The sequence below is a fragment of the Paenibacillus sp. FSL L8-0638 genome (assembly GCF_038593075.1).
Taxonomy (GTDB): Bacteria; Bacillota; Bacilli; order Paenibacillales; family Paenibacillaceae; genus Paenibacillus; species Paenibacillus polymyxa_D.
In genome coordinates, this window is sequence record NZ_CP151960.1 from 4373489 (window position 1) to 4396693 (window position 23205).

Consider the following 23205-nt stretch of genomic DNA (forward strand, 5'->3'; position numbering starts at 1 on the left):
CTCCCCAAGCAGGCTTCCTGAGGAAAACTCACTTACTTATATGTTATCACAATGACGTAAACATGCCGAGATTTCGCTATTTCATATGGTCAGCATTGAGGTCCAATTTAGTGTACAATAAATAAAAATCTAAAAGGAGTCGTTGTATCCATATGCTTCCATTGTACAAAAAATATTGGCGTACCGTTTTTGATATCGGTTTGATCGTATTAACCGTGTATTTAATTATGTTCGTATCCAGCAAACTGTATCAACTTGCCGCACCTGTGTTCCTTTCGTTCGTCGTGTTCTGGTGCATTGAACCTGCTGCCCGTTATTTTCATCGAAAAGGAATGAAAAAACCTTTTGCCTCCGCACTCTCCGTATTGCTGTTTATCATCCTTTTACTTGCTATTTTTTTCGGATTGGGTCTGATTCTGGTTACGCAATTTACGAAAGTGGCGCAAAACCTCCCACAGTATACTCAGATTATCCAAGCGGAATTCACGCGGTATCTTCATCTTTCTCAAGATAAAATCGCTGCTTTACCTCCGGGTGTTACCGAACGTGTGAATGAATATTTTGCGACTGCCACCACCATTGCTACGAAATGGGCACAGCTAGGCTTATCCTTTTTCATACAGTTCCTCAGTTCTTTCACTGTTTTTATGGGCAACTTTGCCATTGCAATCATTTTAGCGTTCTTTTTAAGTATGGAAATTAATCTTTGGAAGAGCATTGCCCGTAGTAAAACACCCAAGACACTAAAAACTGCTTATCTTTTTCTGAAAAATCACGTACTTAAAGCTATCTCCGCTTTTCTCAAGGCTCAAGCTCTACTGGTAGGGATTACCTTTGTTCTCGTATTTATAGGTTTACTCATTTTGCAAGTGGATAATGCCCTCTCATTGGCGCTCGTGGCAGCTTTGTTTGATATCCTGCCCTTGTTGGGTGTGCCTGTTATTTTTATTCCGTGGGCAGTGTATCTGTTCATCACAGGCAATACCGGCCTGGCTGTAGGCCTGCTTATTGTCATGGCTGTCACGGTGATCGTCCGCCAGCTGGCAGAGCCTAAAATCACTGGTAATTCCATCGGTGTTTCATCTGCCTATCTGATGCTTTCCTTTGCCATTATATCGTTGTCCATCTTTGGACTAGCCGGCTTAATCCTGTCACCCATTCTGATCATTTTGCTCAAGGAATTGTGGCAGCAAGGCTATCTACAGAAATGGATTCGGTTTCCGACAGAGGAATTTGACGAGCCTCCGTTTATCGTAAAAATCCAGGAGGAGGATCGTGAAGCTACTCGTGGTACTCAAGAGGATTGAGCTAACAGATCCATCACTTGACCAAACAGTGCTGTAGCTTGATTTGTAGAATCTGTTGAAGCATTTTGCACAAGGACGGCGACCGCATAACGAGGCCGCTCTATCGGACCATAACCTATAAACCACTGGTGATTTATAGGTTGACCGTTCTTCAAAGCTTGGGCCGTACCTGATTTGCCGGCCAGATTCCATGATTTATTACGCAACGAGGCACCAGTCCCCTGTGTTACAACCTTTTCCATTGCTTCACGAAGCGTGCGAGCCGTCGATGTATGAATCAAGCGGCTACCCTCAGGTGAAGGTGCAGCGTGAGTAGGTAGTTCCAGTAAGGTGCTACCATCTGCATAACTGATGCGTTTGACGAGGCGTGGTGCATGTACTTGACCATCATGCAGCAAGGTGACGATGAGATTGGCAGCTTGGAGAGGCGTCACCAGCACATCACGTTGGCCGATAGCTGTCTGTACACGTACGCCCGGATCAGATGCATTCGTAAGGGAGCCGAATACGGCTCCCTTTTCTTCGTGATCTAGCGGTCTGAATTGAGGCAGCCCTGCAAGATTTTGCTCCTGCCAGCCCACAGTTCGACTCAATCCCAGTGCAGAGGCTGTGGCCTGAATTTGCCCAGGAGTAAGCCGTTCGCCGAGATGAGCGAACACACTATTACAGGACACGGCAAGCCCTTCCTCCAGGTTCAGGGTACCGTGTCCTTCTTTTTTCCAGCAAGCCAAACCGTACCTGCCATAAGTTCCATGACAATGGAATTGTTCCTGTGGTTGAACAACACCTGATTCAAGTGCAGCAGCAGCCGTAACCAGCTTAAAAATGGAACCGGGCGTTATCGCCTTGAGGGCACGATTAGACCAGTCTGTTTTTTGCTGCGGATCAACATGTCCGGGATTATAAAAAGGGCGAGACACCATCGCCAGTACGTCCGCGTTGCCTGCATCGAGCACTACCACCGCCCCTTCTGCCAAATGACTAGATTCCGTCAGCTTTTCAATCTGTTCCTGTATAGGTAGATCAATTGTAGTCTGCACTTGTAAAGGATAGTGACCATTGGATGGAGCACTGACACGCAGCGGTACATGAATCAATGGACGACGCTGTGCATCTACAAATCGGGAGACGAACGTTTCACCGATGCCGCTCAGCAACGGCTCCAGCGTTCTTTCCAGCCCGGCGGCCCCCATCGGCAGTTCACTCGCTCGGTCGGCACGTTCATACAAAAAGCCAAGCCATTGCCTGCCATTGGGCAAATCCCTGTAACGTTTCGCATAAGGTACAAGCTCAATAAGCGAAGGGGCTAACTTCAGCAGCTTGCCTGCTTCGTGCGGATTGATTTGTACGGGCTCTCCGCGCCCATCTCGCCATATGAGCGGGGATTGCAGCCCTTTCCATCGTGTCAGTAGTTGCTTCTTATTCGTACGCAGTAGCTCGGCCAGTTCTTCGCCATGTAAAGCCGCTTTGCCATCTACATCGGGAAAAAGTACTGGCGTCCATACAACTCCGCCAGTCAAGGGTCGCCCATGCCGGTCCGTAAACTGTCCACGTCCAGAGTCGATAGAAATGCCCTCCTGTCGCTGACGTGCTGACATTTCCTTAAGCGAATGCCCCCCATAAACGGACATATGAATGCCCGCTGTCCCCTGAAGCCAAGCCAGTCGGAATAATAAAATCAGCAGTAGCGCCATCACCCCCAAGGCCATATATGCAATTCGACGTTTTCGTATGAAACTGCTACCACGCCTCGGCACACCCATCCTTCTTTCATCTTTTTTCCAGTAGTATGTCCTGTAGTTGAAAAAGAAAACCCACTCAACTTTTAACGTTGAATGGGTTAACCACGGAGATCAGTGACAATCCTGATTCCCATGGTTTAGTTATATCTACACCGTAAACCGCGAAAGCTGTTCCTTCAAGTTCACTGATACTCCTTCCAGCTTATCCGACAAACCTACCAGTTGATTACCAATATTGGCCTGTTCAGTGCTGAGTGAAGCGACTTCCTGTGAAGTGGCCGAGGATTGCTCAGCTACCGCGCTTACATTGGTCATTGCCTCGGACAATGTGGTCTGTGATTCACTCAGATGATGAATGGAGGCGGTGACCGTTCCCAACCGAAGCGCGAACTCTCCCATTTGCTGCTGCACCGATTGGAAAATATCCGTCGTTTCCTGCACGGCTCCCATCTGCTCCCGGAACAGCGGGTACACCTCAGATAATGCCTGTACCGTTTCATTCATCTCATTGACGATGTTATTAGTAATACCCGTAGCTGTGCGAATAGCTTGACGTGATTGTTCAGCCAACTGCCGAACCTCATTGGCTACCACCATAAAACCACGCCCAGCCGTCCCCGCTCGTGCTGCTTCAATCGTCGCATTCAGTGATAGAATATTCGTTTGTTTAGCAATATCCTGTAATACGTCCAGCACCTTAAAGACATCGGAAGTTGTCTTCTTCAGTTCATCTACTTTGCCTACCAGAGCATGCGTAGTTTCTTCCGTAACCTTAGTCTTGCTCAATAGAGTTTTCAGTTGAACTGTCCCTTGTTCACTGGATTGTTCAACTTCTTGTGCGACCAGACTCATTTCATGATTGGAAGCCATAACCGTATCCATTTGCTGAGATATACTCCCGGTTAGTCCGCTGCCACGTTCAGCCTCTGTTGCCAAACTGGCGGCGCCATGAGCAATTTCTTCCGTTGCTGCTGCAATTTCTTTGGCTGAAATGGCTGTCTTCTTCGAGGCATCACCTAGTTCCGTCGCTGTTTTCAGAACCTCCTGAGCTGAGGCATTCGTCTGCTCTACCAGCAATGTAATTTGCTCCATCATGATATCAAAGCTTTCTGACAACTGCCCAATTTCATCCTGAGCCTTATAGTTCGTTCGAATTTGCAAGTTACCTTTGGCGCCTTCGACCATTAAATCCTTCAGGTGTGTCAATGGACGAGCCACGAGGCGCACGATCCACAGGCCAATGAACAATGCAATGAGTGCAGCCACTGCAGCAAATATCCAGGTCGTGGTTAGAATCCTCTTAGCGTCTCTCACCAGCTCAGATACAGGTACTACACCCACGAGAATCCATTTGGAAGTTCCCAGCGTATTATGAACCGTAAGCACATTTTGCTCTTTGCCATCTGCAACCTGCTCCATAATTTGATTTCCTTCAATTCCTTCAAGCTTGGAAACGTAATCCAGCTTTGTCTTTCCTCCTGCCAAGCTCTCATTGTTAGAACCTACAAACTCACCCTTGTCTGTCACAAGGCTAATCATACTGCCTGAGCCCAAATTAACACCTTTCAACTCGTCCTCCACCGCACTGGACTTTAGATCCATAACCAGAACGTAAGTCCCTCCCAACCCAGACATACTGTTCATGGAGCGTGCTAGGCGAAAGGTCTTGCTGCCATTGTCATTCACCTGCGTAGGTAACCAAACAATTCCCTTGTTTTTCAAAATATCCTTAAACCATGCTTCCTGCCGTACATCTTTTTGTGTTCCGGTGCCCATAGCAGCAAACTTGGTTTCTTCCGGGTACAAGTACAATGAATCAATCGCTTTATTCGTAAAAGCAATATTCGTTAATTTCTTGTTTACTTCGCCCATAGCAACAAAAGATGCAAAGGGATTTTTATCTTGCTTTACAGCCTTTTGCAACTGATCACTTAATTCAGTATCAAAAAATACCTGTGTCGATGTGTCTTGAAAGCGCTCTAGAATAATGTCAAGCTTTTCTGAAGTTTGCTGAACGGTCTGCTGATAAGCCGTAGCTGCGTTTTGCTCAATCGTACTTTTAGCCTTGTAGTATGAGAGCATCCCCAAGCTGACCACAAATAACATAATTGCCGCAAAAAAGATCAGAAACAACTTCATTCCAACCGAACGTATCGGATTATAGTTTTTGACCAAATGCATGAAATCTTTACTGTACCTTTCCGGCTTAAGTAAACGCTTTAAATTGTGTGTACCCTTACGAATCGCCTTAGCAAACCAGGGCGCAACCTTCGAAGACACCGCAACCGCTTGTTCCCCTTTATCCGTTGCTTTACTGTCTTTCAAACCCTGCATTTGATCCGTTTTCTTGGGTTGCCTTTTTACTGTATTCCCCTCTTTTTTCCGTAAACCCATTCCTCTCACCTACCACCATATAATTAGTTTCTAATTCCACGTCATCCATTATGTATCTATTATCTATATAACTTCTATCGGAACTATTCGACAAGGAATGTAGCTTTCCTTTGAGCATCAACTAAATTTTGTGAAACTTTTTTCCTAGAAAACTATTCAAAAAAAGGCCTCTCCAACCGATAGGAGAGGCTTTTGATTCTTTCATCTGTGACTTAAGGCTTATTTATTTCTTTTTACGCATCATATCAAAATACGATACGGGCTGATCTACCTTCATTCTAATTCGTTGAAGCGGGTGACGAGCAGCATCCAATTCGTTGCCTTCCTCATCCCAGATCGTTCCGACCGTTTGTTTGAAGAATGTTCCGTTCGGACCGAAAAATTCAATTTCATGACCGGGTTTAAAATGGTTCCGTTGTTGAATAGTTGCGATGCCACTCGCGGCATCGTAGTCCATGACTAGTCCAGCAAAATCATAAGGGACTGCTTTTTCTTCCGGCTCATAAATATGATCCTCATGATCCGGTGTATCGTAGAAAAACCCTGTATTCAGCGGACGATTAGCTGCCTTGTTAATTTCTTCAATCCATTCTGGTTTGAGCACATAATTTTCAGGATCAGCCATATAGGAATCAATCGCTTGACGATAGACATTCACGACCGTAGCCACATAGTGGATAGACTTCATACGTCCCTCTACTTTAAAACTGTCTACACCTACATCAATCAGATCAGGGACATTTTCAATCATACACAGATCCTTGGAACCCATAGAAAAGGCATTATCGCTCTCTTCGAACAGTGGAAGCTGGTTAACACCGAGCTGGAACTGTTTCAGTGCATTGCTCTCCTGTGCCTCTTCCTCAGATATCCAAACCTCACCTGGGCGGGCATCCTCAAACAAATCGTATTTCCAGCGGCAAGACTGACAACATCCCCCACGATTGGAATCACGGTCTGTAAAGTGATTGGACAACACACAGCGACCAGAAAATGAAGAGCACATTGCACCATGGACGAATGCTTCGATTTCGATGTCCACATGCTTTTTAATTTCTTCGATTTCCTCCAGACTGGTCTCACGACCCAGTACCACACGCGGTAGTCCTTCGTTTTTCCAAAACTTTACCGCTTGCCAGTTCAGCGTGGACTGCTGTGTACTCAAATGCACTTCCAATCCAGGAACAGCACGCAATGCCACGGATACAATAGCCGGGTCAGCGACAATAACGGCATGAATTCCTGCCTCGTACAGATTGCGCAAGTATTCCTCGATTCCGGCAATATCTTCATTGTGGGCATAGATATTGGTGGCCACAAGCACCTTAGCACCGTACTTGTTGGCAAATTCTACACCTTCGCGCATTTCTTCAAAACTGAAATTATCGGCGTTCGAACGCAGACCATATTTTTGTCCACCAATATATACAGCATCCGCGCCATAGTGAACGGCAAACTTCAGCTTTTCCAGATTTCCGGCAGGAGCCAACAGCTCCGGCTTATCCAGACGATTCCGTTTACCTATATATTTCCTCGTTTTGGTTATCGTCCCCATGACGTTCCCCCCTCTGTGAATTCAATTCATTTTAAAATTAATAAACCTGCTCTTTATAGAAAAATCCGAAGGAAAGTTCCCGTTCTGGATCTTGAAGACGGCGAACTTCATCCAGCCAGCTTTCATCATAAGCATAAGCATCCGGGTCAGCTGTATAAGTATCTATTGCTTTACGATAAGCACGAACAACCGCCTCATTGTAAGCCGTAGGTTTCAATAAGCCCTCGATCTTAAAGCTATGCACGCCCGCCTCCATTAGAATATGCAGGTCCTCCATGATGCAAAAATCATCTGAACTCATAATATGTGTCCCATTTATATCCTCGTAAATAGGGAACTTCTCTTCTTTCCGCTCTGCTTCAATCAGAAACAAGCCGCGTCCTCTACCCAAATCGCCTTCTACATTACGTCCCTGGTGCAGCATATAACTTTGGACAAGCTTACGCTTGGAGTGATAAATATTGGTCATGCCATGTACCTGAACCTGCGCTTCTATGTTCAACTTTGGTATCATTTCGGTAATTTCATCCATACTCAGCTCACGAGCCAAAATGACCCGGGAAGCCCCCTTTTCACCCCAATAGTTGGCGGTTGCGAAGTTGGTAGAGATCATCTCACCGTTCCAGAACAGCTTCAGATGCGGGGCATACTCCTTCACGGCCATAAGCACTGCGGGATCATTAAACTCAATGGCGTCTATGCCGCATCCAGCTAGGGTCTGCACATATTCGGGAAGGAGCGGCAATAGCTCGTTCGTCATCAAATTCGTCATGGATACATATACCTGTGCCGCATGCTTGCGTGCCTCTTGCACCACTTCACGGATTTGGTCCGGTGTAAAATGTCCCGGCAACCGCATTCCAAAGCGGTCATCTCCAATAAGCAATGCAGTAGCTCCAGCCTCCAGCATATGGCGGGCATCCTCTGGAGAGCTGGCAGTTGCCAGTAGTTCGGGTTTGTAAGCCATAGGCTCACCTCCTAATTTGTCTTACGGTTACTTACCTGAATGTTATGCAAATGTTCTTTATACGTTTTGGCAAACAAATGTTCATGTGTCCCGTCTTTTTTGGTCACATAAAATAAATAATCTGTAGCTTTCGGCTGTAAAGCCGCTATCACTGAGTTCAGACTGGGACTTGCAATCGGTCCTGGTGGAAGTCCCTGATGCAAATACGTATTATACGGACTTTCTACAGCCAGATCCTTGTAATACAGTCGTTCCTTTTGCTTGTCCAGCATATATTGAACCGTAGCATCAATTTCCAGCTTCTTATCCTGTTTTAACCGGTTATAAATGACGCCAGCTACTACAGACCGCTCATCTTCCACAACCACCTCGCGCTCTACCAAAGAAGCAACCGTCAGCAGTTGATGCAGCGTTTCACCCCGCTGTTTCAGCTTGGCATCCAGATCGGAAACAGTCTCCAACCGCTTTTGTGTCTGTTCTAGCATCACCTGTATAATATCTTTGGCCGTGCTGCCCTTTTTCAGCTCATAGGTTTCCGGGAAAAGGTAGCCCTCCAGCGCATAGCGAAGCCCCGCCTGCTTTGGAATGTCCCGCACCAGCGCGACGTCAAAAGCGGACGGATCGTTGGCCAGCTGCAAAAATTGCTGCCGGTCTGCCAGTCCTTCCTTTTGCAGCTTATCAGCCATCTGTCTAATCGTAAAACCTTCCGGGATTGTAAAACGAATCATTTCCTCTTTGACAACATCTCCAGCCGATAACTTAGTAATCAACTGATCAAAGGTTGCGCCAGGCTGCGCCTCATATTTTCCGGCCTGAAATGCGCTTCCTTGCTGTTTGAATTTTACATAAGCCTTAAACACGAGCGCATTACGTATAAGTCCCTTTTGCTCCAGCGTATCTGCGATTGCCGATGTTCCTGTTCCCTGCACCACCGTAAAAGCAACGGGTTGTGTTTGGGGCTGAACAGGCTGCATGGCATTCCAAATATAGAGGGCTACCCCTCCTGCTATAATGATAAGCAGTAGCAACAACGTAAACATCCTCGTCCTTCGCTTCACATCCACCCAACTCCTTCACAGCCAAAAAGGGCGGACTGGTCCGCCCTTTCAGGTTTGATCTCATCGTTATCCAGACTTACAGTTCTTCCGGCAACGTACATTCATCGTACAGTTCGGAAATATCTTCCCATTCATCATCATCTTCAATGGTGGTGATGGAGATTTCGCCGTTTGTGGATGAGCTTACATGGTAAAGTTCATGTTCGCCAACAGCAGCCCCGGGTCTACGCAATACGGCGTACCGTTGCTCCCCTACCTTGAACTCTGCCTCCAATTCCATGCGAATCGCATGGCCCTGTTCATCCTGCAGCTCTACATCGCCGTCGAACGTTTCCTTCAAATCAGAGGTCCAACTCAGGTCTTCACGTGAATAGCTCGTCATTTCCCGTCTTCCTCTTCCTCTTCTTCTACGAATGTATTAAAGGTCTCTTCGACGATTTCCCATTCGGCATCGTCTTGGATCACAAACAATTTAATATCATCGCCTTCTTCCTCGTAACGGAAGGCGTACACATCGGACTCATCAGCTTCAGGGTCCACTGGCGCAACCATCATGTACTTCGCTTCGGAACCATCTACCTCAAACTTCATAATGACCTCGAACTCTTCCTCGTTGCCCTCGTCATCGGCAATATAAATAATTTCCGGCTCTTCTTCCATACCCACTTGATTTTCAGCCATTACGAAATCCCCCTCACCTTGTACTGTGTGCGTCCAAATAGTTTTGCAAGATCAGGCTTGCGGCCAGTTTATCTACCACCTGCTTGCGTTTTTTTCGGCTGACGTCGGCCTCCAGAAGCGTACGCTCCGCCGAACGCGTCGTCAGCCGTTCATCCCAAAGGTGAACGGGTAAACCCAGTAACTCCTTGAGTCGGTTCGCAAACTCGATGCAAATCTCACCGCGTGGACCCACGGTTCCGTTCATGTTTTTCGGCAAGCCAACAACAACCTCGCCGACCTCATTGTCACGAACCAAATTTGCAATTTTACCGAACTCGCTGTCGTCACCGCGTCGTTCTATGACTTCCAATCCTTGGGCGGTCCAGCCGAAGGCATCACTTACGGCGACCCCAATTCGGCGATCCCCGTAATCCAATCCCATTACTTTCATGCCTGTCTCCTAACGATGCTTGGCAAGATAGAAACGAACCAACTCTTCAATCAACTCATCGCGTTCTTTTTTACGTACCAGGCTTCTGGCATTATTGTGCCGTGGCACATAAGCCGGATCACCGGATAGCAAATAGCCGACGATTTGATTGATCGGATTGTATTCTTTTTCTACCAACGCATCATATACGGTCAACAAAATCTCCTGAGCAGAAGCTTCCTTTTCATCTGCCTTGACATTAAATTTGACCGTTTTGTCCATGGAATCCATTGTTGACACCTCGCTTCCACAAAACATGTGTACATGTTTATGCCAGCTTATTCTTTTACATCATACCATAAGCAAAGCCCTACAAGGAAATATCTAAGCCCGTTTTTCCCCAAAAATCTGCAAAAAATATCGAACTTTATCCTTGTGAGGCTGCCGCCACCAGTTCATGCGCACGTTGAAGTGCTTCATCCAGCTTGCTGGCATCCTTACCACCGGCTTGCGCCATGTCAGGTCGTCCGCCACCGCCGCCACCGCATACGGCAGCAATTTCTTTCACGAGCTTGCCTGCATGAAGTCCGGCCTTGGTATGCTCTGCCGGAACTGCTACGACAAAATTAACTTTATCGTCCATTGCAGCGCCGAGCACCAGCACAGCAGCCGGAAGTTTCCCTTTCAGTTCATCAGCAATCGCACGCAACGCGTCCATGCTGGAAGCCTGCACGCGCGCAGCCAGCAGCTGCACCCCGCCTGCTTGCACGACCTGATCGGTCAGCTGGCCTGCCTCAATAACGCTCAGCTTGCTTTGCAGCGATTCATTTTCACGACTAAGGTCTTTAATTTGTTGCTGCAATGATTCGATACGCTTTGGTACCTCAGACAGCTTGGATTTTACAAGTCCAGCCGATACCTTCAACAGCTCTAATTGACCTTCCATATATTCAAAACCAAAACGTCCGGTCACCGCTTCAATACGACGTACACCTGATCCAATGCCGCTCTCGCTGACAAGCTTGAACAAGCCAATTTGCGAAGTATTGCTGACATGACAGCCACCGCATAGTTCAATGCTGTAATCGCCTACTTTAACGACCCGCACGATATCTCCATATTTTTCACCGAACAGCGCCATTGCTCCGAGAGCCTTGGCTTCATCAATCGGTTTCAGTTCAATATTAACGTCCAGTTGGCTCCAGATGGCACGGTTTACACGCAGTTCAATATCCGCCAGTTCTTCTGGTGTAATGCTTCCAAAATGGGAGAAATCAAAACGCAGACGCCCAGGCTCTACCAAAGAACCCGCCTGATTGACATGGTCACCCAGCACTTCTTTAAGCGCTTTGTGAAGCAAATGCGTAGCCGTATGGTTTTTCTCAATTTCTCCACGTGAAGCTTGATCAACTTCAGCTTTCACCGTATCGCCAACGTTCAGCTCACCAGCTTCTACAACAACCTGATGCACATGCTGACCTTGTGGCGCCTTAAACAATCCTTCGACCTTCGCGGTTACCGTACCTCCACGCAGCAAGCCTTGGTCACTGACTTGTCCTCCGCTTTCGGCATAGAAAGGAGTCACATCTAGCACGACCTGGCAAGACTGCCCTTCACTAACAGTGTCCACCAGTACATCTTCATATACAATCGCCACAATTTTAGACTCAGTTACGAGGTCATTATATCCAACAAATTCACTTTTAACCGCCAGATCGGACAAAGCTCCGCCCTGAATCTTCATGCTGGCGCTGTCCTGATGTGCATCACGGGCGCGTTTGCGTTGTTCCTGCATCGCTTCATCAAAGCCTTCACGGTCTACTTTCAAGCCCTGCTCGTCTGCATAATCCTCTGTGAGATCGAATGGGAACCCGTACGTATCATACAGTTTGAAGGCATCTGCTCCACTAATGACATTGCGACCTTCTGCCTTCGCCTGAGCACTGATATCGGACAAAATTGCCAATCCATCTGTCAGTGTTTCATGGAAGCGTTCCTCTTCCGTTTTGATCACTTTGATGATGAAATCACGCTTGTCCACTACCTCAGGGTAATACACACCCATGACATCCCCAACGGTTTCCACCAGCTCAAACATAAATGGACGGTTCATGCCCAGCATTTTGCCATAGCGCACAGCCCGGCGCAGCAAACGGCGGATCACGTAACCGCGTCCTTCATTAGAAGGCAGCACACCGTCACCAATTGCAAAAGCTACGGTGCGAACATGGTCAGCAATAACCTTAAGAGCCACATCACTGTCCACATTTTCGTTATATTTCACTCCTGCCATCGCCGCTGTTTTTTGAATTAGTGGCTGGAAGATATCCGTATCAAAGTTGGAATCCACATTTTGCAAAATGGATGCAAAACGCTCCAATCCAGCCCCTGTATCAATATTTTTGTTTGGAAGCGGCGTATAGCTACCGTCTTTGTTATGGTTGAATTGTGAGAATACGAGGTTCCACACTTCCAGATAACGCTCATTTTCTCCCCCCGGATACATTTCAGGGTCCGTCATGTCGCTACCGTAGGCTTCGCCACGATCATAAAAGATTTCCGTACAAGGTCCACAAGGACCTTCACCGATATCCCAAAAGTTATCTTCCAGTTTGATGATACGTTCGGCAGGAAGTCCAACTTTTTCGTTCCACAGCTTGTACGCTTCCTCATCCTCAGGATACACAGTTACAGCCAGACGTTCCGGATCAAAACCAATCCATTTTGGATCCGTCAGAAACTCCCATGCCCATGTAATGGCTTCTTCCTTAAAATAGTCACCAATGGAAAAGTTACCGAGCATTTCGAAAAAGGTGTGATGGCGGCGCGTTTTACCGACATTCTCAATATCGTTCGTCCGAATACATTTTTGCGAATTGGCGATACGTGGATTTTCTGGCTTCACACGTCCGTCAAAATAAGGCTTAAGCGGTGCCATACCCGCATTAATCCACAGCAGGGAAGGATCTTTATGTGGAACAAGCGGCGCGCTTGGTTCAATCACATGTCCCTTGCTTTCAAAAAACTCCAGCCATTTGGAGCGGATTTCACTAGCTTTCATATAAGTAGCCTCCTAATTATGGTGTCACTGGTTCCTGGCACAGGCCATAAAAAAACAGAAAAACGCCCCTGAACGGATCAGGGACGATTGTATCGCGGTACCACCCTGGTTAACGCCGTCCCCTCTGTACGAAATGCCCATGCGCAAGCTGCACACCAACATTTGCTTAACGGACGATCGATCGCCTTGTTTTCACTGGTAACGGGAGCATCCCGGCGGGTTCAGCCCGCACTTCGAAATGAGCTTTCCCTACTGGATAAACACATTTAAACATACTCAATTCAGTATATCCGTGTCATTTAGCCGTGTCAACGCGATTTCAGACAAGATACATACAGTGTATGGACAAAATCAGATCGTTTTCCGCTTCACGTAATAAGCAAAAAAATGCTGAAGTCCTACCTTTAATACCGCCATCACGGGAACCGCTAAAATCAAGCCGGTAATTCCCGCAATTTCACCACCCACTAGCAGAGCGAAAATAATAGCTATCGGATGCAGATGCAGCGTTCGTCCTACCACCTGGGGAGAAATGACATTGCTCTCCAACACCTGAATACAAGTGTTAACGACCACAACCAAAAGCACCATTTTGAAGGATATTGTAGAAGCCATGATTACTGCCGGAGCGGCTCCCAAAAAGGGGCCCAAATATGGAACGATGTTAAAAACCGCCACCACTCCTGCCAGCAACAGCGCATAAGGCATGCCAATCAGCATATATCCGAGATAAGCCAGCACGCCAATAATGACGCATACCATTAATTGTCCCCTGACATAGTTGCCAAGCGCCTGATCAATTTCCTTAAGTACCGTTACAATCGCCTTACGACGAGAACGTGGGAGGTAAGACACAATCGTCCGCTCGAACACATCAAAATCTTTCAAAATATAAAAAATGAGGAACGGTACAATGAATACATTGAACAGCATGTTGATCATCCCGCCGATGTTATCCATAAAGGTAGAAATTCCTGTTGCCATCCGATTCTCTAGTTGAAAAAACCATTGATTCATACCCGTTCGCACCCCTTGGGGCAAAATGCCGCTATCCATATTCGTCATTAATCCCTGTGCATGCATGGTCAGCTCAGGCAGATGCTCATTCAGCTCATCCAGTTGTTCAATGAACATCGGAATCAGGTTCATCAGAATCACAACGAGACTGGCCAAAAATACAGCATAGATGAGCAGCACAGCTACGCTTCGAGGCACCTTGCGACCGCCCAGCATACTGACAACAGGATTAAGTACATAGGAGATAATCATCGCTACCGCAAACGGAGCAATGATTGTTTTCAGAAATTCATACAAATGAAAAAACAAAGGTCGCAGCAGCCAGATAAAATATAGAATGACAAGTCCCAGCAGCGTCCATATTCCGTATCGGAACAGTCTACTTTTCGTTAATTGCTCCATTTCGTGCCTCCTTACCGGACTAGCCTCCTTTAAGTATATGCCTGTACCTCTGCTTTAATCCTTCCCCTGACTCTGGAGGCCTTACTTGGAAAAACTTTCTATAATGATTATGAAGAAAGAATGAAAACAATTGAAAATGATTAACAAATTCAAATCTATCTGACGATATAAGTACAAAGCACTATATTAAGCTTTCACATTCCTGAAACACCGGGGGGTCGTTACATGAACTTAAAAATCAAGCTTATTCTCCTTTTCACCTGCATTGTTATCGTTGCAGCCGGGCCTTTATCCGTTATTAGCATGACAAGTATCAAAAATCAGGCCAACCGTGACATACAAGAGCTTATGACCAGTAAAGCCACCGAAACCGTCAATCAGCTCGACGGATGGACCAGCGGCAATGCCAAAATTATCGAGACACTGGCTGCAGGTCTGGAATCCAGTGATATTTCATCAGATGCCAAAACCGTATCTCTGAAAGCAGCTTTTCAAAACTATAAAGATCAAAATATTTCCAACATCTACGCAGGCTTTGAAGATGGATCCTACTGGGATGGATCTGGCTGGTTTGAAGCTGGTTATGATCCTCGCGCTCGTCCGTGGTACAAGGATGCCAAAACCAAGGGAGAAATGTATTATTCCTCACCTTACACCGATGCAGGCAGCAATGACTTCACCATTTCTATTGCTAAACCTCTCAAAGATTCCAACGGCTCTATCACCGGGGTAGTCAGCGAGGATATTATGTTAAATGATATGACAAAAATCATTAAAGACATAAACCTGAACGGATTAGGCTACGCATTTCTGATTGACCAGAATGGAGTTGTGGTCGCACACCCAGACAGCAAGCTGGCCGGTAAAAACCTTAAGGATACGCCCGAGTTGGGTTCATCAACTGCGGCCCTGCTGAGCACAGCTTCGGGAAAAACAGACTATACCTATAATGGCAGTGACCGTCAGCTTTATTTTAAAAAGATGCCTAGCACTGGCTGGATTGTAGGGTTGTCCATTTCAAAAGATATTGCTTTTCAGGAGTATTACTCCACTCGTAATCAGTTGATTATTACCGTTGCTATCATCTTGGTCGTTGCTATGCTGCTGGCAATCTGGGCGGCAAACAACTTTATCAAGCCAATTCGGAAGCTTCAAGTGAACGTCAAACGTATAGCTGAAGGCGATATGACAGCTCGTGTGGATATTAAGGGTAAAGATGAAATTGCCAGCCTGGGTACAGATTTTAATATCATGTCTGATAATCTCTCTCACCTGTTGCGCAAGGTATCAGATACTGCAGGCGATGTCAGCTCAGCTTCCCATGATATGCATCAGCACGCTAAGGATACTGGAACCATCGCGTCACAAATCTCCAGCGCAGTTCAGGAACTTGCCCAAGGAGCGAGCGACCAAGCTGAAGCTGTATATTCCGGCTCTGAGAAGCTGACTCACATGACAGGCTCCATCGACCAGATTGGCGAAAGTGTCAAACGGACCCAAACTGCCGTATTCGAAACAGATTCTGCCGTGCTTGCAGGGTATGAAACAGCTGAACGTCAAGCGAAACTGGCCGCCGAGTCCAGACAAACGACGACTGCGGCAGGGGAAGCCGTAGATTCACTCGCGCTAAAAACTCAGGATATTGAGCGGCTGGCCGGGGCCATCCACGATATCGCAGCACAAACAAACCTGCTGGCCCTCAATGCATCTATCGAAGCAGCACGGGCCGGGGAACACGGACGAGGTTTTGCCGTCGTGGCGGGAGAAGTGAGAAAGCTGGCTGAGCAAGCGGGTAGTTCCAGTGACAGTATCATGAGTAAGCTGGAAGAAATTAAGATTGCAGGAGTACAAAGCGCGGAGGAAATGAAGAAGGCTCTTGCTGTAACTGTAGAACAGGAGCACGCTGCCATTGCAACGAGACAGGCGTTTGAGTCCATTCGTGGCGCTTCTCAGCATATGCTTGCCCAAATTGAGGACGTTACAGCCGCCGCAGATGATCTCCGTGTGAATGCCGGGCATATTTCCGACGTCATTTCCAGCGTTGTCGCTGTTTCTGAGCAAAGTGCAGCATCTACAGAGGAAGTGGCCTCCTCTGTGCAAGAACAAGGTCATGCCATGAATAATATTGCTGACCTTTCTGCCAAACTCGATTCTCATGCAGATCTTCTATTGGAAGAGGTCAAACGCTTTAAATTGTAGAACTAACCATCTTCACAATAACGGTATACAAAAGAGGGTGCCCTCAGCCATTATGGCCGTACGGGGCACCCTCTTCGTTGTTTTTTATCAAGCGTTATACAACCTACTAAGCCGTATGTAGATCACACCTCTTAGTAAGCAGCCTGTCCACTTTTGGTGTCCAGCTTAGGAAGAAGCGTGAATTTGCGGCAAGTCCTGTTGTGCCATCTCATCTCCAAAGAATAGGTCGTCCAGCGAACTGAGCGTTCCATCCTCTTCCACTTGGTAGACAGACATTTTTTCACCATTCACCTGAAGTTCGATAAAGCATCCCCAGCAATAAAATTGATGGGAGCCAATTTTGCCGATATCTTTGGAATTACAATTCGGACATCTCAATAAACTCACCCTATCCATTAACAGAATATATGGCTTTTTCCAGACGCTGCTCGCTTAATGGGGGAACCATAACAGCATTTTCCCCGATGGACATCTCTTCGGTGCAGGGCAGCCATTTCCGCCCCTCTATAATATCCGATACAAAACCATCGCTGATTTCCAAGCCTATTATGTTATTGCCCATTTCCTGGTCAAAATAAACATCCGAGATGTGCCCGAGCATAAGCCCTTCCTCTGTTAGCACGGATAGATCCTTCAGTTTACAAGGTCCAAGCAAGTACGTATGTTGTATATCATGGGCCTCCATTTTACGCACAGCCTGCTGATTGCGAATCATGATCGCATCCTCACCGTAAGCAACGATGTCATCCCAAGCAACCATTTTCACGTGAGAAGAAAAAAGTCCTTTTCCTTCCAACTCGATCCCTGAGATTCGCCAATCCGCTGTCACCATAAAGTCATGTATTTTACCAATCTGCTTCCCGTCCTCCACATCGAAAACGGCAAGTCCGATCATATCTTGAAGCTTCATATATAGGGTACCTCCTCATTCTGCAATCTGAACGAAGGTGCGGTCCTTTTCCTACATGCCTGTCAGACCTTGCTTCCGTTCATGCAATGAAATGGAAAACCGCCCCTCCCTTCTTATTAAAATGCGGAGAAATCCCTAGTACCTAGTACGCAGCCGCTTCCATATGGTTTCAATTTTCTTGGCCGTGTATTCCATTTCTTCCGTAGTATTACCCAAACCGAAGCTAAACCGAATCGCTGAATGTAAAACATCTTCCGGAAGATCCATCGCCTGCAATACATGCGATAGCTCTAAAGATCCGGAAGTACAGGCTGATCCGCTTGCGGCTGCGATTCCTTCCATGTCAAGGTTCATCAGCATGGTCTCTGTACCAATGGCCGGAAAGCTAACATTGAGGACATTAGGTAAAGAATGATCCGGGTCACCGTTAATCACAAAATTTTGGCTACCCAGAGTGTCTTCCAACCCTTTAAGCAACGTCTGACGAAGAACCGTATCGCGCGCCCCACGCTCCTCAATGGAAGCATTAGCAAGCGTTGCGGCTTTAGCCAGCCCCGCAATACCGGCGATATTTTCTGTTCCGGCACGGCGTTTCTTTTCCTGAAGTCCCCCATGCATTAGCGGCTGAAGGCGTGTACCTTGGCGGATATACAATGCACCAACCCCTTGCGGTCCGTTAATCTTATGACCAGACACACTCAGTAAGTCAATCGGGAGGTTCCGGCAGTCGATGGATATATGACCGAAAGCTTGAACCGCATCTACATGGAATACAACTCCATGTTCTCTCGCAATCTGCCCTACTTCTGAGATCGGCTGAATGACGCCCACCTCATTGTTGGCATACATCATGCTGATCAAAAAAGTATCTGGTCGAATGGCAGCCTCGATATCCGCAGGGTTCACGCGTCCAAAACCGTTGACTGGGACATAAGTTACCTCATACCCCGCTTTTTCCAGCTCATCACAAGCATGAAGCACTGCATGATGTTCAACCGCAGTTGTAATCATATGCCCGGAAGTACGGCCGTCTGCCGTAGCCGTCCCAAACAGGGCCAGATTATCACTTTCTGTTCCTCCGCTCGTAAAAATAATTTCTTCAGGCTTGCAGCCCAAAGAGGCCGCAACGGCATCCCGAGCAGCGCTGACGGTGCGCTTGGCATCGCGGCCAAAGGCATGAACGCTCGAAGCGTTGCCGAATTGGCCAGTCATGATGTCCATCATAGTCTGCGCAACCTCAGGATGCATAGGAGTCGATGCGGCATGATCCAGATAAATTCTGTTCATGTTATCCACCTCAAATGTAGAACATGTAATTATCCAATTCATCATGTTCTTGGTATGTGATCAAGTCCTTAAGTGTAGTAGAATCCAACACTTCAGCGATGCTGTCACGAATTCGCAGCCAAAGCTGACGTTTTGCCGGATCGTCTTCTTCCGTGAAATCGACCGGAGAAATCGGACCTTCCAGTACACGAATGATGTCTCCCGCTGTTACTCCTGCCGGTTCATTCGCCAAAATATAACCGCCGTAAGCACCACGGATACTTTTTACCAAACCTGCATTACGCAAAGGCGCAATGAGCTGTTCCAGATAATGCTCTGACAGCTGATTTTTTTCGGCAATACTTTTCAAAGAAGTTGGACCTTCGCCAAACCTGGCTGCAAGTTCCATCATAATGGTCAGGCCGTAACGGCCTTTCGTTGATATTTTCAATTGTGCCACCTCACTTATAGTAACAATTCCGTTAAACACGCGGAATAACTGGTGTTGTAAACCTCTCTATTCCGATCCTAACCCTCAGCTTATGTTAACATATTAGGGCAGGTAAAGGGAAACATTACGGTAACAATCTTAAAAAAAGTTGCTTTCGGGCGATTTGGAACAGCTTTAGCCCGTTTTATGTAGCTTTCTTCCATCGTTCGCCGTGTCGTTTGATCGTCCAAACATCGTATCTTATTATCGTTTATGTTACAATAGGTGGGTTCTACAACTATATTGAAAGAATTGGGTGATGACCATGGCTAAAGCCAATCATGAAACCCGTGTCGTCGTCGGGATGTCCGGTGGCGTCGACTCATCCGTTACTGCGCTGCTGCTGAAGGAGCAGGGCTATGACGTAATCGGCATCTTCATGAAAAACTGGGATGACACGGATGAATTTGGCCGTTGTACGGCTGAGGAGGATGCGGAGGATGTGCGCCGTGTCTGCGAACAGATCGACATTCCTTACTATACCGTCAATTTTGAAAAAGAATACTTCGATAAAGTATTCTCTTATTTTCTTGATGAATATAAAGCTGGACGCACACCCAACCCGGATGTCATGTGTAACCGTGAAATTAAATTCGGCGAGTTTCTAAATAAAGCGCTGGATTTGGGAGCAGATTATGTTGCTACTGGACATTATGCACGGGTTGTGGAAGAAGACGGCCACTTTACTTTGCTGCGAGGCGTGGATAGCAACAAGGATCAAACTTATTTCCTGAATGCGTTAAGCCAAAAGCAGCTATCCCGAACCATGTTCCCTATCGGTCATCTGCCGAAACCAGAAGTGCGTAAAATTGCGGAAGCTGCGGGACTGTATACGGCCAAGAAGAAAGACAGCACAGGCGTATGTTTTATCGGCGAGCGTAATTTCAAGGAGTTTCTGAGTGGATATCTACCTGCAAAAGGTGGAGACATGGTGGATATCGCTACTGGTGAAGTCAAAGGACGCCACGATGGTCTGATGTACTATACACTGGGTCAACGTCAAGGCTTGGGCATTGGCGGCTCAGGTTCAGGCGAACCGTGGTTCGTAGCGGATAAGGATCTGGAGAAGAATATTCTGTATGTGGTACAGGGTGATCGTCACCACAGCCTGTATTCTACCAGCCTGATTGCAACAGATGTGAACTGGATTGAAGGCGCAGATACTCGTCCGACCGGCGAATTCCGTTGCACAGCCAAGTTCCGTTATCGCCAACCTGATCAGCAAGTAACTTTACAATGGCTTGCGGATGGGACCGTGCATGTCATATTCGATGTACATCAAAAGGCCATTACGCCTGGACAAGCTGTTGTATTTTACGACGGGGAACGCTGTCTGGGTGGAGGAACCATTGATAAGGTTGAAAAACTTCAGCCTGAAACGGTTTAAATGAAGGCCATTTTGCATTGATATAGCAGGAATTAAAAAAGTCGTCTCTCCAGATTTGGAAGGGGCGACTTTTTTTATGAAAGTTTATTTTAGTTCATGGCTTGTAAAGAATTCATAATCTGCTCTTTATGATGTCTGTCATGCTGGACAAACATTTCTTGCAAAAAATTTCCCATGGTGTATGACCTATTAGGAAATTGACGGATAAACATTGATTCTGAAACCATCTTGAGCTTCACAATCATTCGCCTACGCTCTGCAATAGCTTCATTTAACAAATCATGTGGTTTCATATTTCTGCCGAATGCAACGGACGAATCGTTAAACGCTTGTACATCAGGATGTTCTTGGAGCGTAATTTGTTCCTCATTGATAATCTGTATGAGTGTCTTAGTGAAGCTTTTGTCCCACCCCATAATATGACTGATCATATCTTGTATTGACCATGTACCCACTATGGGTTTACGAAGTAGCTCATCTGAGTACGGAGATAAAGCTGTAAGAAATACAGTCCATTTTTCTAAATCTTCAGAAATCTCAGCTATCGTCGCCAATTGAATTCCTCCTTTAAGGTAAGGAACTTTTGATAACATCCTCATTTGGGTATATGATGTAGACAAGATCATACTTCAATTGAAAAGGAGCGTGCCTTTATGTCTGATTCATTAGGAATGCTGACACCAGGTAAAAAAGTTTCTTTGAAAGAATGGGACCCTAAGGATACAAATAATATCAAAAATAAAGAAGAAATCCGACAGGAAACAGATCAATTGAAGGAACGCTTCACGGAATTACAAAGCAAATTATTTACAGAGAAAAAACAATCCGTTTTGTTTATATTTCAAGGCATGGATTGCAGCGGCAAAGATGGCGTCATCAAACAGGTATTTTCTAATCTGAATCCGGCGGGGGTGACGGTCCACAGCTTCAAATCACCTACGGCTGAGGAATTAAGTCATGATTTCTTGTGGCGTGCTCATAGCGTTACCCCAGGACGTGGATATATTGCAGCATTTAACCGTTCTTATTATGAGGATGTGCTAATTACACGTGTTCACGGACAGATATCCGATAAGCAAGCCAAACGGAATATTAAGCATATCAAGCATTTTGAACAGTTGTTGCTGGATAATGGTGTAAAGGTGGTTAAAATCTTTTTACATATTTCAAAGCAATTTCAGTTAGAAAAGCTGATCGACCGAATTGAAAAGCCTCACAAAAACTGGAAACTTGATCCAAGTGATTTGCAGGAACGGAAATTTTGGAAGCAATATACCCAGTATTATGAGGATGTATTAGAGCTAAGCTCAACCAAACAAGCTCCTTGGTATGTCGTTCCTTCAGACAACCGTTGGTATAGGGATTATACTGTGCTGCGGATTGCCGTCCAAACGCTGGAGGAAATGAAGTTGTCTGATCCTGATCCAAGACCTGAACTCGAATCCCTTTTACCTGAATTGTACAAAGAACGAGATAAAAAATAGCTGTATAGGTACAGCACTAAGCTTCCAAAACCGTATCACGGCTGAGAATGCCTTGAGTCGGGATTGGAAGCTTTTTATTGCATTTTTACGTGTTAATTCAAAAATGTATAAAGCTTAACTGACTCTGTACCCGATAGCCGCAGCTACAACTCCTACCACGACAGAGGAAAGTACATACGTAGCCATGCGTCGGTATTCTTTGCGCTCCATCAGTTGAAGAGATTCATAGCCGAATGTGGAAAAGGTGGTGTAGCTGCCACAAAAACCTGTTCCTAACAGCATCCAGAGTGCAGGAGACAACTGGTGTTGCGTAAACTCACCATAGAGCCAGCCTAGCAGCAATGAACCGCTGACGTTAATGATCCACGTCCCCCACGGGAATACGGTACCCAACCTCTTTCCGGCCCACATACCAAGCCCGTATCTCGCCAGTGTACCCATAATCCCGCCTGCCGCCGCCCACCAGATCATAAGCGTTCCTCCTTCGGAGCAGCCTGCGTCATTTTTGTACCTAGACGGATACCTGTCCATGTCAAAAATAGCCCTCCGCCTACGCTTAGCAGGAGGTACAACACAGCCGTCAGCATACGATCGTGAACTGTGAGGCGTACAGCATCCACTGCAAAAGTGGAAAAGGTGGTAAAGCCCCCTGTAAAGCCTGTTCCGATGGCAAGTCGCAATCGCGGCTTGATCCGCCATGATCGCAAGGTTACCGTAAAGAACCAACCAAGAAACAGGCAGCCGATCCAATTAATTAGCAGCACACCAAGTGGAAAATCCGCACCCGCCGCAGGCAGCAGCGATTGCAGGCCATAACGGGTAGAGGTTCCAAGCGCTCCGCCCGCGGCAACGAATAACATGTCTTTCATTTTTTTA

The 23205-nt window shown here is 46.5% G+C and carries 22 protein-coding genes; 4 read left to right on the top strand and 18 right to left on the bottom strand.

What is annotated here, in order from left to right:
- Positions 1-152: 152 nt before the first annotated feature.
- A complete protein-coding gene (locus tag MKY35_RS19480; protein ID WP_342444596.1) occupies positions 153-1307 on the top strand; it encodes an AI-2E family transporter in 1155 nt (384 codons plus the stop codon).
- Here the strand turns inward: MKY35_RS19480 and MKY35_RS19485 are convergent.
- From MKY35_RS19485 to MKY35_RS19535, 11 genes are all read right to left on the bottom strand, one after another.
- Positions 1295-3070 (bottom strand): penicillin-binding transpeptidase domain-containing protein, encoded by a 1776-nt coding sequence (locus tag MKY35_RS19485; protein ID WP_342444597.1) that lies wholly within the window; start codon positions 3068-3070, stop codon positions 1295-1297. The genes MKY35_RS19480 and MKY35_RS19485 overlap by 13 nt on opposite strands.
- Before the next feature lie 126 nt (positions 3071-3196).
- Positions 3197-5443 carry a methyl-accepting chemotaxis protein gene (locus MKY35_RS19490; RefSeq protein WP_342444598.1) on the bottom strand — a complete coding sequence of 749 codons (2247 nt, stop codon included), beginning with the start codon at positions 5441-5443 and terminating at the stop codon, positions 3197-3199.
- 223 nt (positions 5444-5666) lie between these two features.
- A complete protein-coding gene (locus MKY35_RS19495; RefSeq protein WP_013311519.1) occupies positions 5667-6998 on the bottom strand; it encodes a U32 family peptidase in 1332 nt (443 codons plus the stop codon).
- Positions 6999-7035: 37 nt separating this feature from the next.
- Positions 7036-7965, bottom strand: coding sequence for a peptidase U32 family protein (locus MKY35_RS19500; RefSeq protein ID WP_342444599.1), 930 nt, complete (start codon positions 7963-7965; stop codon positions 7036-7038).
- Positions 7966-7976: 11 nt separating this feature from the next.
- Complete coding sequence (gene mltG, locus MKY35_RS19505) at positions 7977-9005, bottom strand: endolytic transglycosylase MltG (protein WP_342446674.1); 1029 nt, start codon at positions 9003-9005, stop codon at positions 7977-7979.
- Between the two features lie 94 nt (positions 9006-9099).
- Entirely contained in the window at positions 9100-9405 is a 306-nt protein-coding gene (locus MKY35_RS19510; protein ID WP_342444600.1) for a DUF1292 domain-containing protein, read from the bottom strand.
- Positions 9402-9704, bottom strand: coding sequence for a DUF1292 domain-containing protein (locus MKY35_RS19515; RefSeq protein ID WP_013311523.1), 303 nt, complete (start codon positions 9702-9704; stop codon positions 9402-9404). Before MKY35_RS19515 ends, MKY35_RS19510 begins: the two co-directional genes overlap by 4 nt.
- A gap of 13 nt (positions 9705-9717) precedes the next feature.
- The gene (gene ruvX, locus MKY35_RS19520; protein ID WP_014282932.1) at positions 9718-10134 is read right to left on the bottom strand and encodes a Holliday junction resolvase RuvX; all 417 of its coding nucleotides are present in this window, start codon (positions 10132-10134) and stop codon (positions 9718-9720) included.
- 9 nt (positions 10135-10143) lie between these two features.
- Positions 10144-10404, bottom strand: a complete 261-nt coding sequence (locus MKY35_RS19525) for an IreB family regulatory phosphoprotein (protein ID WP_007431624.1) — start codon at positions 10402-10404, stop codon at positions 10144-10146.
- A 136-nt stretch (positions 10405-10540) separates the two neighbouring features.
- The gene (gene alaS, locus MKY35_RS19530; RefSeq protein ID WP_342444601.1) at positions 10541-13174 is read right to left on the bottom strand and encodes an alanine--tRNA ligase; all 2634 of its coding nucleotides are present in this window, start codon (positions 13172-13174) and stop codon (positions 10541-10543) included.
- Between the two features lie 351 nt (positions 13175-13525).
- On the bottom strand, positions 13526-14593 hold the full coding sequence (locus tag MKY35_RS19535; RefSeq protein WP_342444602.1) for an AI-2E family transporter: 1068 nt from the start codon (positions 14591-14593) through the stop codon (positions 13526-13528).
- Positions 14594-14818: 225 nt separating this feature from the next.
- On the opposite strand from MKY35_RS19535, the gene MKY35_RS19540 reads away from it, so the two are divergent.
- Entirely contained in the window at positions 14819-16792 is a 1974-nt protein-coding gene (locus tag MKY35_RS19540; RefSeq protein ID WP_342444603.1) for a methyl-accepting chemotaxis protein, read from the top strand.
- Positions 16793-16957: 165 nt separating this feature from the next.
- On the opposite strand, the gene MKY35_RS19545 is transcribed toward MKY35_RS19540, so the two are convergent.
- The 4 genes from MKY35_RS19545 to MKY35_RS19560 all read right to left on the bottom strand — a co-directional run bounded on the left by MKY35_RS19545 (position 16958) and on the right by MKY35_RS19560 (position 19419).
- The gene (locus tag MKY35_RS19545; protein WP_013311529.1) at positions 16958-17170 is read right to left on the bottom strand and encodes a hypothetical protein; all 213 of its coding nucleotides are present in this window, start codon (positions 17168-17170) and stop codon (positions 16958-16960) included.
- A 10-nt stretch (positions 17171-17180) separates the two neighbouring features.
- Positions 17181-17702: a PRC-barrel domain-containing protein gene (locus tag MKY35_RS19550; protein WP_029515728.1), complete on the bottom strand. Its 522-nt coding sequence runs from the start codon at positions 17700-17702 to the stop codon at positions 17181-17183.
- Positions 17703-17837: 135 nt separating this feature from the next.
- Positions 17838-18989: a cysteine desulfurase family protein gene (locus MKY35_RS19555; protein WP_342444604.1), complete on the bottom strand. Its 1152-nt coding sequence runs from the start codon at positions 18987-18989 to the stop codon at positions 17838-17840.
- Between the two features lie 10 nt (positions 18990-18999).
- A complete protein-coding gene (locus MKY35_RS19560; protein ID WP_013311532.1) occupies positions 19000-19419 on the bottom strand; it encodes an Rrf2 family transcriptional regulator in 420 nt (139 codons plus the stop codon).
- A gap of 304 nt (positions 19420-19723) precedes the next feature.
- Between MKY35_RS19560 and mnmA the strand changes: the two genes are divergently transcribed.
- On the top strand, positions 19724-20845 hold the full coding sequence (gene mnmA, locus MKY35_RS19565; protein WP_029515730.1) for a tRNA 2-thiouridine(34) synthase MnmA: 1122 nt from the start codon (positions 19724-19726) through the stop codon (positions 20843-20845).
- A gap of 89 nt (positions 20846-20934) precedes the next feature.
- On the opposite strand, the gene MKY35_RS19570 is transcribed toward mnmA, so the two are convergent.
- On the bottom strand, positions 20935-21399 hold the full coding sequence (locus tag MKY35_RS19570; protein ID WP_342444605.1) for a DinB family protein: 465 nt from the start codon (positions 21397-21399) through the stop codon (positions 20935-20937).
- 99 nt (positions 21400-21498) lie between these two features.
- Here MKY35_RS19570 and MKY35_RS19575 point away from each other — a divergent pair, with 99 nt between their 5' ends.
- Positions 21499-22329 carry a PPK2 family polyphosphate kinase gene (locus MKY35_RS19575; protein ID WP_342444606.1) on the top strand — a complete coding sequence of 277 codons (831 nt, stop codon included), beginning with the start codon at positions 21499-21501 and terminating at the stop codon, positions 22327-22329.
- A gap of 114 nt (positions 22330-22443) precedes the next feature.
- On the opposite strand, the gene crcB (MKY35_RS19580) is transcribed toward MKY35_RS19575, so the two are convergent.
- Positions 22444-22800 carry a fluoride efflux transporter CrcB gene (crcB, locus tag MKY35_RS19580; RefSeq protein WP_029515732.1) on the bottom strand — a complete coding sequence of 119 codons (357 nt, stop codon included), beginning with the start codon at positions 22798-22800 and terminating at the stop codon, positions 22444-22446.
- The gene (gene crcB, locus MKY35_RS19585) at positions 22797-23198 is read right to left on the bottom strand and encodes a fluoride efflux transporter CrcB (protein WP_029515733.1); all 402 of its coding nucleotides are present in this window, start codon (positions 23196-23198) and stop codon (positions 22797-22799) included. Before crcB (MKY35_RS19585) ends, crcB (MKY35_RS19580) begins: the two co-directional genes overlap by 4 nt.
- Positions 23199-23205 lie beyond the last annotated feature (7 nt).

Bases quoted from the DNA above. Each gene is read 5' to 3' on its own strand.
- MKY35_RS19485 (WP_342444597.1), bottom strand. From the start codon at position 3,070: ATGGGTGTGCCGAGGCGTGGTAGCAGTTTCATACGAAAACGTCGAATT.
- MKY35_RS19540 (WP_342444603.1), top strand. From the start codon at position 14,819: ATGAACTTAAAAATCAAGCTTATTCTCCTTTTCACCTGCATTGTTATC.
- MKY35_RS19500 (WP_342444599.1), bottom strand. From the start codon at position 7,965: ATGGCTTACAAACCCGAACTACTGGCAACTGCCAGCTCTCCAGAGGAT.
- MKY35_RS19575 (WP_342444606.1), top strand. From the start codon at position 21,499: ATGTCTGATTCATTAGGAATGCTGACACCAGGTAAAAAAGTTTCTTTG.
- MKY35_RS19480 (WP_342444596.1), top strand. From the start codon at position 153: ATGCTTCCATTGTACAAAAAATATTGGCGTACCGTTTTTGATATCGGT.
- MKY35_RS19510 (WP_342444600.1), bottom strand. From the start codon at position 9,405: ATGACGAGCTATTCACGTGAAGACCTGAGTTGGACCTCTGATTTGAAG.
- MKY35_RS19525 (WP_007431624.1), bottom strand. From the start codon at position 10,404: ATGGATTCCATGGACAAAACGGTCAAATTTAATGTCAAGGCAGATGAA.
- ruvX (WP_014282932.1), bottom strand. From the start codon at position 10,134: ATGAAAGTAATGGGATTGGATTACGGGGATCGCCGAATTGGGGTCGCC.
- MKY35_RS19515 (WP_013311523.1), bottom strand. From the start codon at position 9,704: ATGGCTGAAAATCAAGTGGGTATGGAAGAAGAGCCGGAAATTATTTAT.
- MKY35_RS19535 (WP_342444602.1), bottom strand. From the start codon at position 14,593: ATGGAGCAATTAACGAAAAGTAGACTGTTCCGATACGGAATATGGACG.
- MKY35_RS19550 (WP_029515728.1), bottom strand. From the start codon at position 17,702: ATGAAGCTTCAAGATATGATCGGACTTGCCGTTTTCGATGTGGAGGAC.
- MKY35_RS19555 (WP_342444604.1), bottom strand. From the start codon at position 18,989: ATGAACAGAATTTATCTGGATCATGCCGCATCGACTCCTATGCATCCT.
- MKY35_RS19495 (WP_013311519.1), bottom strand. From the start codon at position 6,998: ATGGGGACGATAACCAAAACGAGGAAATATATAGGTAAACGGAATCGT.
- crcB (WP_029515732.1), bottom strand. From the start codon at position 22,800: ATGATCTGGTGGGCGGCGGCAGGCGGGATTATGGGTACACTGGCGAGA.
- alaS (WP_342444601.1), bottom strand. From the start codon at position 13,174: ATGAAAGCTAGTGAAATCCGCTCCAAATGGCTGGAGTTTTTTGAAAGC.
- MKY35_RS19490 (WP_342444598.1), bottom strand. From the start codon at position 5,443: ATGGGTTTACGGAAAAAAGAGGGGAATACAGTAAAAAGGCAACCCAAG.
- mnmA (WP_029515730.1), top strand. From the start codon at position 19,724: ATGGCTAAAGCCAATCATGAAACCCGTGTCGTCGTCGGGATGTCCGGT.
- mltG (WP_342446674.1), bottom strand. From the start codon at position 9,005: ATGTTTACGTTGTTGCTACTGCTTATCATTATAGCAGGAGGGGTAGCC.
- crcB (WP_029515733.1), bottom strand. From the start codon at position 23,198: ATGAAAGACATGTTATTCGTTGCCGCGGGCGGAGCGCTTGGAACCTCT.